At 68.7% G+C, this 14,130-nt stretch carries 12 protein-coding genes and 5 tRNA genes; 10 read left to right on the top strand and 7 right to left on the bottom strand.

Annotation, left to right across the window (positions count from 1 at the left end; all coding sequences use genetic code 11):
• The first annotated feature begins 213 nt into the window (after positions 1-213).
• The 7 genes from AC0T5L_RS19890 to AC0T5L_RS19860 all read left to right on the top strand — a co-directional run bounded on the left by AC0T5L_RS19890 (position 214) and on the right by AC0T5L_RS19860 (position 7,675).
• On the top strand, positions 214-903 hold the full coding sequence (locus tag AC0T5L_RS19890) for a response regulator transcription factor (protein ID WP_476166952.1): 690 nt from the start codon (positions 214-216) through the stop codon (positions 901-903).
• Positions 900-2,348 (top strand): sensor histidine kinase, encoded by a 1,449-nt coding sequence (locus AC0T5L_RS19885; protein ID WP_476166951.1) that lies wholly within the window; start codon positions 900-902, stop codon positions 2,346-2,348. The genes AC0T5L_RS19890 and AC0T5L_RS19885 overlap by 4 nt, the downstream gene beginning before the upstream one ends.
• 139 nt (positions 2,349-2,487) lie before the next feature.
• Positions 2,488-3,990 (top strand): ABC transporter permease, encoded by a 1,503-nt coding sequence (locus tag AC0T5L_RS19880; protein WP_476166950.1) that lies wholly within the window; start codon positions 2,488-2,490, stop codon positions 3,988-3,990.
• A 2-nt stretch (positions 3,991-3,992) separates the two neighbouring features.
• Positions 3,993-4,691, top strand: a complete 699-nt coding sequence (locus AC0T5L_RS19875) for an ABC transporter ATP-binding protein (RefSeq protein WP_476166949.1) — start codon at positions 3,993-3,995, stop codon at positions 4,689-4,691.
• On the top strand, positions 4,688-5,068 hold the full coding sequence (locus AC0T5L_RS19870) for a hypothetical protein (protein WP_476166948.1): 381 nt from the start codon (positions 4,688-4,690) through the stop codon (positions 5,066-5,068). The genes AC0T5L_RS19875 and AC0T5L_RS19870 overlap by 4 nt, the downstream gene beginning before the upstream one ends.
• Before the next feature lie 363 nt (positions 5,069-5,431).
• A complete protein-coding gene (locus AC0T5L_RS19865; RefSeq protein ID WP_476166947.1) occupies positions 5,432-5,698 on the top strand; it encodes a transposase in 267 nt (88 codons plus the stop codon).
• Positions 5,699-6,439: 741 nt separating this feature from the next.
• On the top strand, positions 6,440-7,675 hold the full coding sequence (locus AC0T5L_RS19860) for a tyrosine-type recombinase/integrase (protein ID WP_476166946.1): 1,236 nt from the start codon (positions 6,440-6,442) through the stop codon (positions 7,673-7,675).
• Positions 7,676-7,723: 48 nt separating this feature from the next.
• On the opposite strand, the gene AC0T5L_RS19855 is transcribed toward AC0T5L_RS19860, so the two are convergent.
• The 5 genes from AC0T5L_RS19855 to AC0T5L_RS19835 all read right to left on the bottom strand — a co-directional run bounded on the left by AC0T5L_RS19855 (position 7,724) and on the right by AC0T5L_RS19835 (position 8,756).
• Positions 7,724-7,800 (bottom strand) — tRNA-Val (locus AC0T5L_RS19855).
• 30 nt (positions 7,801-7,830) lie between these two features.
• Positions 7,831-7,902: transfer RNA gene (locus AC0T5L_RS19850), tRNA-Cys, on the bottom strand.
• Between the two features lie 47 nt (positions 7,903-7,949).
• Positions 7,950-8,022: transfer RNA gene (locus AC0T5L_RS19845), tRNA-Gly, on the bottom strand.
• Between the two features lie 70 nt (positions 8,023-8,092).
• Positions 8,093-8,165 (bottom strand) — tRNA-Gly (locus tag AC0T5L_RS19840).
• 159 nt (positions 8,166-8,324) lie between these two features.
• Positions 8,325-8,756: a roadblock/LC7 domain-containing protein gene (locus tag AC0T5L_RS19835; protein ID WP_476166945.1), complete on the bottom strand. Its 432-nt coding sequence runs from the start codon at positions 8,754-8,756 to the stop codon at positions 8,325-8,327.
• 384 nt (positions 8,757-9,140) lie between these two features.
• On the opposite strand from AC0T5L_RS19835, the gene AC0T5L_RS19830 reads away from it, so the two are divergent.
• Positions 9,141-9,983 carry an aminotransferase class IV gene (locus AC0T5L_RS19830; protein ID WP_476166944.1) on the top strand — a complete coding sequence of 281 codons (843 nt, stop codon included), beginning with the start codon at positions 9,141-9,143 and terminating at the stop codon, positions 9,981-9,983.
• 89 nt (positions 9,984-10,072) lie between these two features.
• Here AC0T5L_RS19830 and AC0T5L_RS19825 read toward each other — a convergent pair whose 3' ends face one another.
• Positions 10,073-10,495, bottom strand: coding sequence for an SsgA family sporulation/cell division regulator (locus AC0T5L_RS19825; RefSeq protein ID WP_476166943.1), 423 nt, complete (start codon positions 10,493-10,495; stop codon positions 10,073-10,075).
• A gap of 476 nt (positions 10,496-10,971) precedes the next feature.
• On the opposite strand from AC0T5L_RS19825, the gene AC0T5L_RS19820 reads away from it, so the two are divergent.
• A tRNA-Val gene (locus AC0T5L_RS19820) sits at positions 10,972-11,045 on the top strand.
• A gap of 155 nt (positions 11,046-11,200) precedes the next feature.
• On the opposite strand, the gene AC0T5L_RS19815 is transcribed toward AC0T5L_RS19820, so the two are convergent.
• Entirely contained in the window at positions 11,201-11,509 is a 309-nt protein-coding gene (locus AC0T5L_RS19815; RefSeq protein ID WP_476166942.1) for a PGPGW domain-containing protein, read from the bottom strand.
• Between the two features lie 524 nt (positions 11,510-12,033).
• On the opposite strand from AC0T5L_RS19815, the gene thrS reads away from it, so the two are divergent.
• Positions 12,034-14,007, top strand: coding sequence for a threonine--tRNA ligase (thrS, locus tag AC0T5L_RS19810; protein WP_476166941.1), 1,974 nt, complete (start codon positions 12,034-12,036; stop codon positions 14,005-14,007).
• Positions 14,008-14,130: the final 123 nt, after the last annotated feature.

The following is a 14,130-nucleotide window of genomic DNA, read 5'->3' as shown; positions in this document are numbered from 1 at the left end:
TCGACGGCCGCTTCCCAGGAGCGGGCCAGCTCCTCCACGAGCGCGGCCAGGTGATGCTGGGAGATGCCGGTGAGCCAGGGGCGGGCCAGGACCGCACGACTGGCCTTGATCGCCACGGCGGGATCATGCCACAGCCGCTCATCCCTTGCCTCATCCGCTATCACGCACCAACTCGCTAGATTCGTCATAGGTGGCCTTGTTACACTTTGGCTCATGCGGATCGTGCTCGTCGACGATGAACCGGCGCTGTTGCGTTCTGTGGCCCGATCCCTGCGCTTCGAGGGATACACGGTGACCACCGTCGACGACGGGCCGGCGGCGCTTGACGCGATCGCCGCCTCGCGCCCCGACGCGGTCGTTCTGGATCTGATGCTCCCCACGCTGGGAGGGATCGAGGTCTGCCGTCGAATGCGTGCCGCGGGCGAGACGGTGCCGGTGCTCATGCTTACGGCCCGCGACGCCGTCACCGACCGCGTTGCGGGGCTCGACGCGGGCGCGGACGACTATCTGGCCAAGCCCTTCGCGTACGAGGAGTTGCTGGCGCGCCTGCGCGCACTGCTGCGTCGTACGACGTCCACGTCGTCCGAGGGGCTGTTGTCCGCTGGGCCGCTCGTGGTGGATCCGACCGGCTGGCGCGCCACCGCGAGCGGGGAGGACCTCACGCTGACCCGCCAGGAGTTCCTCCTCCTGGAGGTCCTGGCGCGACACCCGGGCCAGGTGCTCACGCGAAGCGCGCTCTACGACCACGTGTGGGACGGCGACCTCGACGAGTCGTCGAATTCGCTCGAAGTCTACGTCGGATACCTGCGCCGCAAGCTCGCCGCGGCGGATGCGGACGGGCTGATCCATACGGTGCGCGGCGTCGGATACACGCTTCGCGCCGAGAAGAACGTCACCCGATGAGCATGCGGACTCGGCTGACCGTGCTGGTCTCCGCCGCCGTGGCGCTCGCCGTGATCGCCGCGTCCCTCATCGCCTGGGCGATGATCCGCAGCTGGATGGTGGGCGAGATGGACGACTCGCTACTGGCGAGGGTGCCGGACGCGGGACGCATCGAGCGAGTGGCGGGACAGCTGCCGGAGAGCGCACCCGCCGCCAACCGTCTGTTCCACGTCAACGGCCTGATCCAGCGGGACCAGGTGGCGGTGCAGTTCGTGGGACCGGGCGGCGCCGTGGAGCATCAACTCGCGCCCCCCGCGTTCTCCGATGAGCTGAGCGCGCTCCCGGCAGGCGGAGTCTCCCTGCCGGTGCCACCCGCGGGCGAGCCCCGCCTCGACACCGTGACGATCGCGGGCGAGAACTACCGCGTGCTCTCGACGCGCGTCGGGGAGTCCGCGACCATCATGCGCCTCTTCCAGCCACTGTCGTCGCTCGAGCAGACTCTCACCGCCATCGGCTGGACGCTCGCCGCGACGGCGGCCGCGGGAGTCGCTCTCGCCGCGGGGGTCGGCTGGGTGGTGGCGGCAGCGGCCGTCCGCCCCGTCCACCGCCTCGTCGACGCCGCCGAAGGCGTCACCGCCACGGGCGATCTGAGTCGGCGTGTCCGGCTGCGGCGCCGAAAGCGCGCACGGCAGGGGAAGGACGAGCTGGACCGCCTGGGCGAGTCATTCAATTCGATGCTCCGCGCCCTGGAGTCCAGCCGCGCCCAGCAGCGCGAGCTGCTCGAGAACGCCAGCCACGAACTGCGCACGCCGCTGACCGTCCTGCGCAACGACTTCGGTCTGCTGGCTCGTCTGGAACGCGCCGATACCGGCATGGAAGACGAGCGACGACAGCTGATCGAGGACCTCGACACGCAGGTCGCCGCGCTCGCCGACGAGGTCGACATGATCGTCACCCTGGCCCGCGGCGACGCCGTGGAGGAACCGCGCCGGCTCACCTCACTCCTCGAGATCGTCGAACAGGCCGCAGGTCGCGTCCGACGCCTCGATCCCGCCGTCGCAGTGATCGTGGACGCGCAGCCGGCGACCGCTGTCGTCTATCCTGTGGCGCTCGAGCGCGCCGTCGCCAATCTCGCCCGCAACGCCGTGCAGGCGTGCGCGGGCGGGGGAACCGTCACCATCACGCTACGCACCACCGCGTCCGCCCACCGCATCGAGGTGCTCGATGACGGCCCGGGCGTCGATCCCGACGAGATCCCGCGGCTTTTCCAGCGCTTCTTCCGCGGGGCGCACGGGCGCACGAAACCCGGATCCGGTCTGGGGCTCGCGATCGTCGATCAGGTGGCCGCCCTGCACGGCGGGGAGGCGAGAGCCATGAACCGGCCAGGCGGCGGTGCCTGCTTCGTTCTCGAATGGCCGAGCGCTACGCATGCCGCCAGGGCGGCGGCGAGCGCCCGGGGCGCCTAGGTGCCCCCTTACTCGCCCCTTACCCGCCTAACCCGCCCCTTAGGTTCCTACTAAAACGGCATTATCTGCGCCGATCATCCTTGACGGGTCCACCCTCAGCGCGGCACACGCCGCCACATCGGAAGGGAACCCTTCACGGATGTACATCCTTCAGAACGCCGCACGGAACGTGTGGCGCAACCGGGGCAGGAACATGCTCCTCGGTGCGATGATGCTGGTGGTCATCGCCACCACGGTGATCGCCATGATGATCACCTCCACCTCGTCCGGGATCATCGAGGACTACAAGGGCCGCTTCGGCTCCGAGGTCACGTTCACACCCGACATCGAGATGCTCCGCGAGGATGCCTCGGCCGATGCGAGCAGCGGACCCATGCGGCTCGAGATGCCGACGATCGATGCCGAGCAGTACCTGGCCTTCGGTGATTCCGAGTACCTGAAGGCCGCCGACTACACGGCGTCGACGGGCATCGTCCCCACGGACCTGACCGTCGTCGACGAGGAGCTCGGCGGCGGAGGCGGCGGGATGCCCATGGGCGGCGGTCCCGGCCAGCAGGAGCAGGAGTCGGACGACGCGGTGTCGTACATGGCCCAGTTGAGGGGCGGGTCCTTCGAGGAGTTCGACGACGGATCCCGCGTTCTCGCGGACGGCGAGATGCCGGACGAGCTGAACGAGGTCATCGTCAGCTCCGAGCTCGCGGAACTCAACGATCTCGAGACCGGCGACACGTTCACCGCGACGGGCGCGCTGACGGATCCGGACGGCGGCGACCCGAAGGAGACCAGCTACGACGACCTGACGGTCGTGGGCGTCTACGATGACCTGACCGAGGAGTACGGCCAGACGCCCGTGCAGAACGCGTACGACAACACGCGCAACCAGGTCCTCACGAACGTCGACACCGTCCTGGAGAACTACGACTCCGCGTACGGAGGCGTCCAGGTCAGCGCGACCTATTACCTGACGTCGCCTGACGTGCTCGAGGAGTTCGAGGAGGAGGTGCGCGCCGAAGGGCTCCCGGAGGTCTTCGAGGTCACCACGGACGAGTCGGCGTACGAGACGATCGTGGCGCCCGTCGAGGGCCTGAAGTCCATCTCGACGACCTTCATGATCGTCGTCCTCGCACTGGGCGGCGTCATCATCGCCCTCCTGAGCTCGACGGCGATCCGCGAGCGCAAATACGAGATCGGCGTGCTGCGCGCCATGGGCATGAAGAAATCCCTCGTCTCCCTGGGCCTGTGGGTCGAGTCGCTGATCCTGACCGCGACCTGCCTCGTCGCCGGTCTCGCGCTCGGCGCCCTCGTCGCCCAGCCGGTCACGGACACGCTGCTCGCCGGACAGGTGGCGGCCGCGGAGACCGCGACGGAGGCCCCGGGGACGATGGGCGGCGGCATGGGCATGGGCGGCGGGGGCGGCGGCATGCCCATGGGCGGGGGCGGGGGCGGAGGCGCGGGCGCCTTCGGTCCCGCCGGCGGCGCCACCGACGCGGAGCCCCTCACCGAGCTCGCGGTCGGCCTGCCGCCCGCCGGAATCGGTCAGATCGCGCTCGTCGCCTTCCTGCTGGCGACTCTCGCCGGGGCCGTCGCGATCGCACGCATCACCAAGTACGAGCCCATGAAGATCCTGGCCGAGAGGAACTGACCATGACCACGACGGCACCCACCGAGACCGCGATGCTCGCACTGCGCGACGTCACCTACCGCTACCCCGGCACCCATCGCGACGTCCTGCGCGGTATCTCGGCGTCGTTCGCCTCGGGCGCCGTGCACACGATCGTCGGGAAGTCCGGGTCGGGCAAGTCCACGCTGCTGAGCCTCATCGCGGGACTCGACACCGCTGGGTCCGGAGAGGTCTCGTTCAACGGGACCTCGCTCGCCGCGACCGATCGGGACCGCTACCGCGCGAGGGACATCGGCGTCGTGTTCCAGGGGTTCAACCTCGTGACCAACGCGTCGGCGGTGCAGAACATCGTCCTGTCGATGAACATCTCGGGCAGTCCCGTGAAGGACAAGACGGAGCACGCGTACGCGCTGCTCGAGCGACTCGGCATCAGCCGCGAGGACGCCGCGCGGCCCGTCCTGAAACTCTCCGGCGGCCAGCAGCAGCGAGTCGGCATCGCAAGGGCGCTCTCCCACGATCCGGCCGTCATCATCGCCGACGAACCCACCGGCGCTCTCGACGAGAAGACGGAGGAGGAGATCCTGGGGATCTTCACGCACCTGGCACACGCGGAGAACCGCTGCGTGATCATCGTGACGCACTCGAAGCGCGTCACCCAGATCGCCGACGTCGTACTCGGTATCAAGAGCGGGAAGATCGGCGTCGTCAGGAGCGATCGATGACCCGCGCGGGCCGGGAGTCCCGGCTGCCGCGCATCGTGCTTTTCGTCCTCGGCGGGATCATGATCGGGCTCGGCTTGCTGTCCGTCGGCTACGGTGCCTGGGCTTGGGCGGAAAGTCGGGCGTACCTCGGCGACGTCACCGCGAGCGGTCAGACGATCGAGGCGTTCGACGCCGCGAACTTCGTGATGTCCAGCGCGGGACTGTTCCTCCTCATCGGCCTCCTCCTCATGGCGAACGGCGGTCTCTTCCTCGTCGCCGGACGCCTGCTCTCGCGGCCCGCGATCCCGCATTCGACGATGCCCGCCGAGCCGGCCCCCGCCCGGCCGGTGTCGCAGGAAAACGACCTGGACGACCTCCTCGACGACATCGAGACCTGATCGGCCGCATATCCGCTGTGCGTGTGGATGTCGGCTGGTCTGTGATCAGCTGGCAGGGTTGATGTCGACCGCTGCACTGGCCCGGACGTGACTCCCGAATCCGGTGACCCTGCCTTGGCAGAGGTGGGTGTCTTGGAATCGTCCTGTCCGTCCGGGCCCACCCCGCGCACCGCCGGTTCACCGAGTGGACCCGGGCCCGGCTCTGGGCCAAGCTGCACCGTCTGCTCCTGGACGAACTCGGTGCCCGCGACGAGGTGAACTGGCCGCAGTGCGCGCTCGACTCGGTCACCATGCGCGCCCTCACAGGGGGACCTGACGGGTCCCCATCCTGTCGACCGGAGCAAGAAGGGCGCGAAGACCCATGTGATCACCGGCCGGGCCGGTCTACGCCTGTCCGTGGCGATTTCCGGGGCCAACACCCACGACAGCCAGGCCCTCACGCCCTTGGTGCGCGGAATCCCTCCGATCCCGTCCCGCCGTCGCCGAGGCGGCGCAGGCCCGCCGACCTGCACGGCGACAAGGGATTACGACTACGACCACCTGCGCCGATGGCTCCGTGCACGCGGGATCATCCACCGCTTGGCCCGTAAGGGTGTGGAGTCCTCGCAGCGGTTGGTCCGGCACCGGTGACAGGTCGAGCGCACCATGGTCTGGCTGGCTGGATCTCGCCGCCTGCACCGCCGCTACGAGCGCAAGGCCGACCACTTCCAGGCCTTCGCCGGCATCGCCTGCACATTGATTTCCTACCGCAGACCGGCCAAATGAAATGAGCCCTAACGAGCTGGTGTTGCGTACGCGCCAGCGACGTCGGCGCCTGCCACCGCAGGGAACGCGTCTTCGTTACTGCCCACCCCGTGCGCCAGCGATGGTCACCGGGGTTCGTCCGACCCTCGGCGGCGTACGCGACAGAAGCGGCAAGTGCGAGTTGGCGATGTGCTCTGCCACCCGCCCCACACTCCCGCGTACGCGGGCACCCGTACTGCGCACACCAGCACCCGCAGGCGCAGCGGCAACCCGCTGCTGCCCACCCCCTTGGCCAGCGACGCCACCAAGGGAAGTCCGCGTCAGCGGGATTCACACGGGCGCCCCACACTGCCCTCCGCGGCCATCGGTACCCACACCGGCGGCCACACCACGAACCCGCGAACGCGGCAGCACCGTTCGCGTACGCATGGGGCGAGTACGAACCCGCCATCCAACGGTGGGAGGAGGTGCTCGGCAGAGCGGCACCACCGCCCACCGAAACCGGAACCCGGGGACAGCCCCGGCTGAGTGCCGCACTGGTCGAGTGGATGATGGGCCTGCCCGTGGGGTGGGTGACCGGTTCCGAGCTTGGGTTGCCGCGCAGCGCCCAGCTCCAGGCGCTCGGTAATGGCGTGGTGCCACAGCAAGCGTGTGCTGCCGTACGGCACCTGGGTGTCGGAGTCAGGGTTCGCGACGAAGGAGTCCGCTCTGGCCTGGGGACGTGGCCAGGAGACCGACATCCGCCGCAACACCTGGATCGATCCCTCCCAGGCCGAGGTCCGTTTCGGTGAATTCGCTGAGGAAGTCTTCGACGCCGCTCGGCTGGCGGGCAACACCCGGGCCAAGTACCGGTCCTACCTGGACCGCCACATCCTGCCCCAATGGGAGGGCTGGCCGCTGGGTGCGGTCTTCAACGACTACCTGGAGATCGAGAGGTGGGTGAAGGACCTGCACGAGGAGCTGACCGAGCCGTCCGTGGCGTCCGTGTTCGCCTACTTCTCCCGGCTGCTGGAGGTCGCGGTCAAGGCCCGCAAGATCCCCGCCAACCCTGCCAAGGGCGTGAGGGTGACCACCGGTGAGTACGAGGCCGAACGGCAGGTGGCCACCCCGGCCCAGTTCCTGAGGGCGGCGATGCGGCTGCACGAGTCCTTCGGCCACGCCGGGTTCGTGCTGGCGCTGATGAACGGCTACACCGGCGCTCGCTGGTCGGAACTGGTCGCCCTGAGGCCGCACGACTACGACGAGATCAACCGCGCCGTCCCGGTGCGCACACCGCTGCGTGAGGTGGCCGGGCATCTGGAGACGGCCAAGAGCCCCAAGACCCCGGCGGGCAAGCGGTGGATCCAGCTCCCGCCGTTCCTGGATGCCTTCTACACGGATCTGATCGAGGCCTGTGAGGAGGACTATCTCTTCAGTGGGCCCCAAGGTGGGCTGCTGCGCCGGGGGAACTTCCGGGCGCGGTTCTGGCGTCCGGCCTGGGACGGCGATCCCCGTAGCGGTGAGGCCCGGTGGCGGCGTCCGCTGTTGCCGCACTTCACGTTCAACGAGGGACGTCACACCCACCGCACGTGGCTGGCCGAGGACGAGATCCCCGAGGTGGCCCGTGCGGCTCGGTTGGGCCACACGGTGCCGGGGATGGCCCGGGTCTATGAGCACGTCACGCCGGAGATGAAGCGGCGTGTACTCGGCGTGCTCGAAGACCGGTGGCGGGGGAGTGTGACGGCTCTCACGGACCGGGAACGCGAGCGGCTCTTCACCGTGGTGCCGACCCTCGAAGAGCACTACCGTGGAAACAGCGAAAGCGGGCTCCCGGAGGAACCCGCTTCGAGGACGATCTCCCAGATATCTCCCAGTCTGGGCTGACCAGTCTTCACCTACATGTCAGATAAACCCTCTGGCCTGGGGTGATGCTGGTGGGCGATATAGGACTCGAACCTATGACCTCTACCGTGTCGAGGTAGCGCTCTAACCAACTGAGCTAATCGCCCTCATCGAGGGATGAGGTAAAGCATGCTGCGAGGCGGAGACGGGAATCGAACCCGTGTGCAGGGATTTGCAGTCCCTTGCCTCAACCACTCGGCCACTCCGCCGGAACGACATGGGGATCCGTCGAGTGACACCCATGCGGGCCTCTCCGAGCGGACGACGGGATTCGAACCCGCGACCCCCACCTTGGCAAGGTGATGCTCTACCAGCTGAGCTACGTCCGCGTGTGCGCCGGGGGAACCCCGGAGCCGGAACCACCCTGCCATCCGAGGACGGCTGGGTCGAACCGTTGCGAGCGGACGACGGGATTCGAACCCGCGACCCCCACCTTGGCAAGGTGATGCTCTACCAGCTGAGCTACGTCCGCGCGGCGATTTGGCTGTCCTCGGGGGCTTGCCCCGTCGGCGCCGTTCGCTGCGTTAAGAACTCTAGCGGATCCTCCGGCCAAGCGCGAAATCGAATCCATGGGGTACGGCTCCGCCCCGCCGTGGCAGGCCCTGCGGACGACCCGCCGGGGCGGCGGGAGTCACCTCTCCACTTGGGCGGGCGTGGAGGGCATGTCGGGTCGGGGAGGTGCTGAGAGGTACTGGCCGACCCGCTCGATCACCTTGTTCATCTCGTAGGCGATCAGGCCCACGTCGCTGTCCACGTCCGACATCAGCGCCATGCAGGCGCCCTCGCCGGCCGCGGCCACGAAGAGGAAGGCGTGGTCCATCTCGATGATGCTCTGGCGGATGTCGCCCGCCGAGAACTGCTTGCTCGCCCCGCCCGCGAGGCTGTGCAGCCCCGAGGCGATCGCGGACAGGTGCTCGGCGGCGGGGCGGTCCAGTTCGCTGGAGGTGGCCATGAGGAGGCCGTCAGTGGACAGGACGATGGCGTGCTGCGTGCCGGAGGCCCGGGTGAGGAGATCGTCCAGCAGCCAACTGAGCTCTCCGCGGGCGGTACTCGGTGAGGTCATGTCTCTCTTCGCTCTGTCCGTCGGTGGTGCGTGGGTGGGACACGCGCACTGCGGGCCGCCGCTGGCCGTCCTTGGGGGAAGGACCCGGCCAGCTGCCACCGGTCCCGCATAAGCGTTGCCCAGATGATAGTCATTCGTAACTTATCTGTCTGGTCGCCACGACGTGTTCCGGGTGGTGCGGCCGCGTGGCCGAAGCTCGTGACCAGTCGTGATGGCACGGCGCCTCGAACGTGCACATTGGGCCGGCGGCCGGTGCTGGTCACAGGACTTGCCAATCCGCGGGTATGGCGAGTAGTGGGCGAGCGGGCTCGGGAGGCGGGTGAAGTGGGAGGATCGTGAGGTCACCGGCCCGACCTGGGGCGCTTGAGAACTTGGGGGTTGGAAATGAGGGTGTGGATCGCGGGTGCCGGGTACGGCCGCGGCGCAGTCGTCGACGAGGGTGAGGCGCGCGTCCCCGTGGCCGACCACGGGATCACGGTGGGGGACGGGGTCTTCGAGACGGTGCGGGCCCAGGACGGCCGCCCGTTCGCCCTCACCCGCCACCTGAGGAGGCTGGCACGCTCCGCCGAGGGCCTGGGCATGGCCGAGCCCGACCTGGAGACGATCGCCGACGGAGTCGCGCGAGCCGTGGCCGCCAACCCCGAACTGCCCGACGCCAGGGTGCGCATCACCGTCACCGACGGCACGGGGCCGTTGGGATCGGACCGCTCCCCGGGTGATCAGACCGCCATCGTGGCCCTGGGGCCCTTCCCCGGGATCGCCCCGCACACCGATGTGGCGCTGGCCCCCTGGCCGCGCAACGAGTTCGGTGCCCTGGCCGGGCTCAAGACCACCTCCTACGCCGAGAACGTGCGGGCCCTGGCCCATGCCAAGCGGCGCGGCGCCAGCGAGGCGGTGTTCGGCAACGTGAGCGGCAACCTGTGCGAGGGCACGGGCAGCAACATCTTCGTGGTGCTGGACGGCAGGCTGGTCACCCCGCCGCTGTCGGCCGGACCGCTGGCGGGTATCACCCGTGAGCTCGTCCTGGAATGGTTCGGCGGCGAGGAGGAGGACGTCCCCATGGAACGCCTCCCCGAGATCACCGAGGCCTTCCTGACCTCCACCGGGCGCGATGTGCAGTCGATCCTGCGCATCGACGACCGTGAGGTTTCCAAGGAACCCGGCCCGGTCACGGCCAAGGCCATGGCGGTGTTCGCGGAGCGCTCCGCCGCCGACCTCGACCCCTGACCCGTACCGGGCACGGCTGAGGGGGCGGCGCTCGGTGCGCCGCCCCCTCAGCCGTGCTGCTCCGCCAGGCCCCGGAGGGGGTCGCGGGCTCAGGAGTGGAGGTGCTGCTGGATCTCCTCGTCGAGGTCCACGAACTGGCCTTCCTGACCTGCGGGCACGATCTCGTAGGTCCTGTGCAGGAACTCGGCCAGCGGGGCGACCTGGGTGTCGAACTCGGCCTGTCCGAAGGGGGAGGAGAGCGCGATGCTCACCCCGCGGTCGCCGTGGTCGTCCTTGGAGGGCCACACGCGGACGTCGCCCTCGCCGACCGGGCGCACGATGCCGACGGTGAGGAGTTCGCGAGCGAAGATCCACTCGACGGGGTTGTCCTCGCCGGTGTGGAAGGCGACCCGAATCGCGTAGGGGTCGTCAGAGCTGTAGTCGAGCTGAGCGACCAGCGGGACCGCTGTGCGTTCGGGAACCACGAGCCGCAGGCCCAGCTCGGCGGTGGCAGTGGTGTCGCTACTGTTCATGTTCGCCAAACCTTTTCTCGTCCGCCCTTGCTGTTGCGGCGCGGGTCGGTTGCCGCCTCACTGGCTCCAACGCGGCTTCCCGCGGAACATGACGTGAGTACGGAGGCTTTCTTGGTGGGAATGGGACCGGAGGTCTCGCCGCCCCCTCAGGGGTTCGGCGCGCCGCCGCGCGGCTCCACGATCCTTCGTCACTGTAATGACCAGGAGAAACCAAAGATTTCCCCATGTCGGGTGTCCCACGTCACGCGAAGGTAATGACGGGGCGCTGCTTGTCGGGTCTGTGGAGGTTGGAACTCCCTATCACTAGGGGGATCGCGGGCGGCGGCGGACACTCCCGCGAGCCCGCTGAAAGATAAGTGTGATCTCTGTCACGCCGCAGTGGATCCGCTGGGCGGGCCTGTGTGCGCCGACCACTCCCGAACATGCGCTAGAGTCTTTCTTGTCCGAACGACAGGGCGGACAGGGCAACAAGCTCAGGGCGATTAGCTCAGTTGGCTAGAGCGCGTCGTTCACACCGACGAGGTCACTGGTTCGAGTCCAGTATCGCCCACACCAAGGAAGGGTCGGATCCGTTTTACCCGGATCCGGCCCTTCTCTTTGTCCGCAGTCCGCAGTCCGCAGTCCGCAGTCCGCAGTCCGCGGACCGCGGGCGGGGCGGGCCCGTGTCCGTCCCGCCCGGAAACCGTCGCCCTGTCCGCCGCCTGCCTATTCGGCGGGTGGCGTGTCGGGCAGTGAGCGCTGCCGTCGTGCCGTCCTGCGCTTCCGGACACGCTGGAAGAAGTCGTTCTTGAGCCGCATCCCGTACTGCTCCGCACGGCGGAACCACATCTGGGCGGGCCGCACCAGTCGCTGGGCCCACCGGAACTCGGTGCTGGTGATGACCAGGCCGAGAATGACGGCGGCCACACCTGGGCCGGGGGCGACCATCATGACGAGCCCTGCCAGGATCACGATGGTGCCGATGGTCCCCACGAGGATGCGCCAGGGAAGGTGCAGAGCCGGGTGGGTGTGCATACGTCTGCGGAACAGGCGAAGCCTCGCTCGCAGTCGCCGCCACATGCGTACGCGGGCGTGACGACGGGGGGATGTCTCCGGGGCCGGCGGGCCGTTCGGTGGGCTCGGTGACATGCGCTCACAGTATTCGGTCGAAGCGAGTGGATGCATTCGGGTCGACTGGGACCGGTGGTCGGATGTCTGCTGATTGTTACCGATCCCGATGCCGGGATCAATGGTCTTTGGTAAGCCTGTGGACGACCCCGGAAAAGGTGCCGTTCTATGACAGAACGGGCCCTTACCTGAGCCTGTTCCCCATCCGTCGCCCTTCACGCGGGTGCGCCCGGAGGATCCGAATCCCGAGCCGAATCCTGTGCTCCCCGAGGCCGTGGTGTGGGTCCTGCGCCGTCGGGGCGCCGGGAGACCTGTGGACAACCGGGGCGGACTCATTCCGGAGCCGATAGCATCGAAGGCAGACGCCCGACCGCCCGTCCGGGGCGGCCGCCGTGCGTTCGACAGCAATCCACGTATTCCTAGGAGTCACCGTGTCCGCCGCGCCTGAGCTGCACATCACCCTCGCCGGAACCCCGCGTGTGGTGGCGGCCACCACGACGGCGGGGCAGGCACTGGAGGCCGACGGCAGGACCGTCATCGCGGCGCTGGTCAACGGTGAGCCGCGCGACCTCGCCCGTGAGCTGCACGACGGGGACGCCGTCGAGCCCGTCACCATCGACTCCGAGGAGGGCCGGGCGATCCTGCGCCACTCCACCGCGCACGTCCTCGCCCAGGCCGTCCAAGAGCTTTTCCCCGAGGCCAAACTGGGCATCGGCCCGCCCGTCGAGAACGGTTTCTACTACGACTTCGACGTCGCCGAGCCCTTCACCCCCGCCGATCTGAAGAGCATCGAGAAGAAGATGCAGCAGATCATCAAGCAGGGGCAGCGCTTCGACCGCCGCGTGGTCTCCGACGAGGACGCCCGCGCCGAGCTGGCCACCGAGCCCTACAAGCTGGAACTGATCGGCCTCAAGGGCGCTACCACCGAGGCCGCCGAGGGTGCGGGCGTGGAGGTCGGCTCCGGTGAGCTCACCGTCTACGACAACGTTCACCCGCGCACCGGCGAGCTGTGCTGGAAGGACCTGTGCCGCGGGCCGCACCTGCCCACCACCCGCGTCGTCCCGGCGTTCAAGCTCATGCGCACCGCCGCGGCCTACTGGAGGGGCAAGGAGACCAACCCGCAGCTACAGCGGATCTACGGCACCGCCTGGGAGAGCAAGGAGGCCCTCAAGGCCCACCTGACCTTCCTGGAGGAGGCCGAGAAGCGTGACCACCGCAAGCTCGGCGCCGAGCTCGACCTGTTCTCCATCCCGGACGAGATCGGCTCCGGCCTGGCGGTCTTCCACCCCAAGGGCGGCACCATCCGCCGGGTGATGGAGGACTACTCGCGCAGGCGGCACGAGGAGGGCGGGTACGAGTTCGTCTACACCCCGCACGCGACCAAGAGCACCCTGTTCGAGAAGTCCCAGCACCTGAGCTGGTACGCGGACGGCATGTACCCCCCCATGCAGCTCGACGGCGGCCAGGACTACTACCTCAAGCCGATGAACTGCCCGATGCACAACCTGATCTTCGACGCGCGCGGGCGCTCCTACCGTGAGCTGCCGCTGCGCCTGTTCGAGTTCGGCACCGTGTACCGGTACGAGAAGTCGGGCGTGGTGCACGGCCTGACCCGTGCCCGCGGCTTCACCCAGGACGACGCGCACATCTACTGCACCAAGGAGCAGATGGCCGAGGAGCTCGACTCGCTGCTGACCTTCGTGCTCGACCTGCTGCGCGACTACGGTCTGGACGACTTCTACCTGGAACTGTCCACCAAGGACCCGGAGAAGTACGTCGGCGGGGACGAGGTCTGGGAGGAGGCCACCGATACCCTGCGCCAAGCCGCCGAGAAACAGGGGCTGGAACTGGTCCTGGACCCGGGCGGCGCCGCGTTCTACGGTCCCAAGATCTCGGTGCAGGCCAAGGACGCCATCGGCCGCACCTGGCAGATGTCCACCATCCAGCTGGACTTCAACCTGCCCGAACTGTTCGACCTGCGGTACACCGCCGCCGACGGTTCGCGTCAGCGTCCGGTGATGATCCACCGAGCCCTGTTCGGTTCCATCGAGCGGTTCTTCGCCGTCCTGCTGGAGCACTACGCGGGCGCGTTCCCGGCCTGGCTGGCGCCCGTCCAGGCGATGGGCATCCCGATCGCCGACGAGCACGTGCCCTACCTCCAGGAGGTCGCCGCCAAGCTGCGCGCCGAGGGCGTCCGCGTCGAGGTGGACGCCAGCGACGACCGCATGCAGAAGAAGATCCGCAACGCCCAGAAGCAGAAGGTGCCCTTCATGCTGCTGGCCGGTGACGAGGACATCAGCAAGAACGCGGTGTCCTTCCGCTACCGGGACGGCTCGCAGAACAACGGTGTGCCGGTGGGCGACGCGGTGGCCGAGATCGTGGCCGCCGTCCGCGAGCGCCGCTAGGGCAGGAGTGCCTGCCCCTTCGGGGCTTCGCTTCGCTCAGGGGCTGAGTAGGCGTTCACCGGGCGGGCTCCGGGCACCCGGCCTCCCGCCATGGGGCGGGCCACAACGCGAAGGGAGCGCCCA

The organism is Nocardiopsis sp. TRM 82005, assembly GCF_056312425.1.
Note: the sequence above shows the minus strand (reverse complement) of the source record. Positions and strands in the feature narration are given on the sequence as shown.

Coding starts and splice junctions, on each gene's coding strand:
- AC0T5L_RS19890 (WP_476166952.1), top strand. CDS start 214: ATGCGGATCGTGCTCGTCGACGATGAACCGGCGCTGTTGCGTTCTGTG.
- AC0T5L_RS19885 (WP_476166951.1), top strand. CDS start 900: ATGAGCATGCGGACTCGGCTGACCGTGCTGGTCTCCGCCGCCGTGGCG.
- AC0T5L_RS19880 (WP_476166950.1), top strand. CDS start 2,488: ATGTACATCCTTCAGAACGCCGCACGGAACGTGTGGCGCAACCGGGGC.
- AC0T5L_RS19875 (WP_476166949.1), top strand. CDS start 3,993: ATGACCACGACGGCACCCACCGAGACCGCGATGCTCGCACTGCGCGAC.
- AC0T5L_RS19870 (WP_476166948.1), top strand. CDS start 4,688: ATGACCCGCGCGGGCCGGGAGTCCCGGCTGCCGCGCATCGTGCTTTTC.
- AC0T5L_RS19860 (WP_476166946.1), top strand. CDS start 6,440: ATGGCGTGGTGCCACAGCAAGCGTGTGCTGCCGTACGGCACCTGGGTG.
- AC0T5L_RS19835 (WP_476166945.1), bottom strand. CDS start 8,756: ATGACCTCACCGAGTACCGCCCGCGGAGAGCTCAGTTGGCTGCTGGAC.
- AC0T5L_RS19830 (WP_476166944.1), top strand. CDS start 9,141: ATGAGGGTGTGGATCGCGGGTGCCGGGTACGGCCGCGGCGCAGTCGTC.
- AC0T5L_RS19825 (WP_476166943.1), bottom strand. CDS start 10,495: ATGAACAGTAGCGACACCACTGCCACCGCCGAGCTGGGCCTGCGGCTC.
- AC0T5L_RS19815 (WP_476166942.1), bottom strand. CDS start 11,509: ATGCACACCCACCCGGCTCTGCACCTTCCCTGGCGCATCCTCGTGGGG.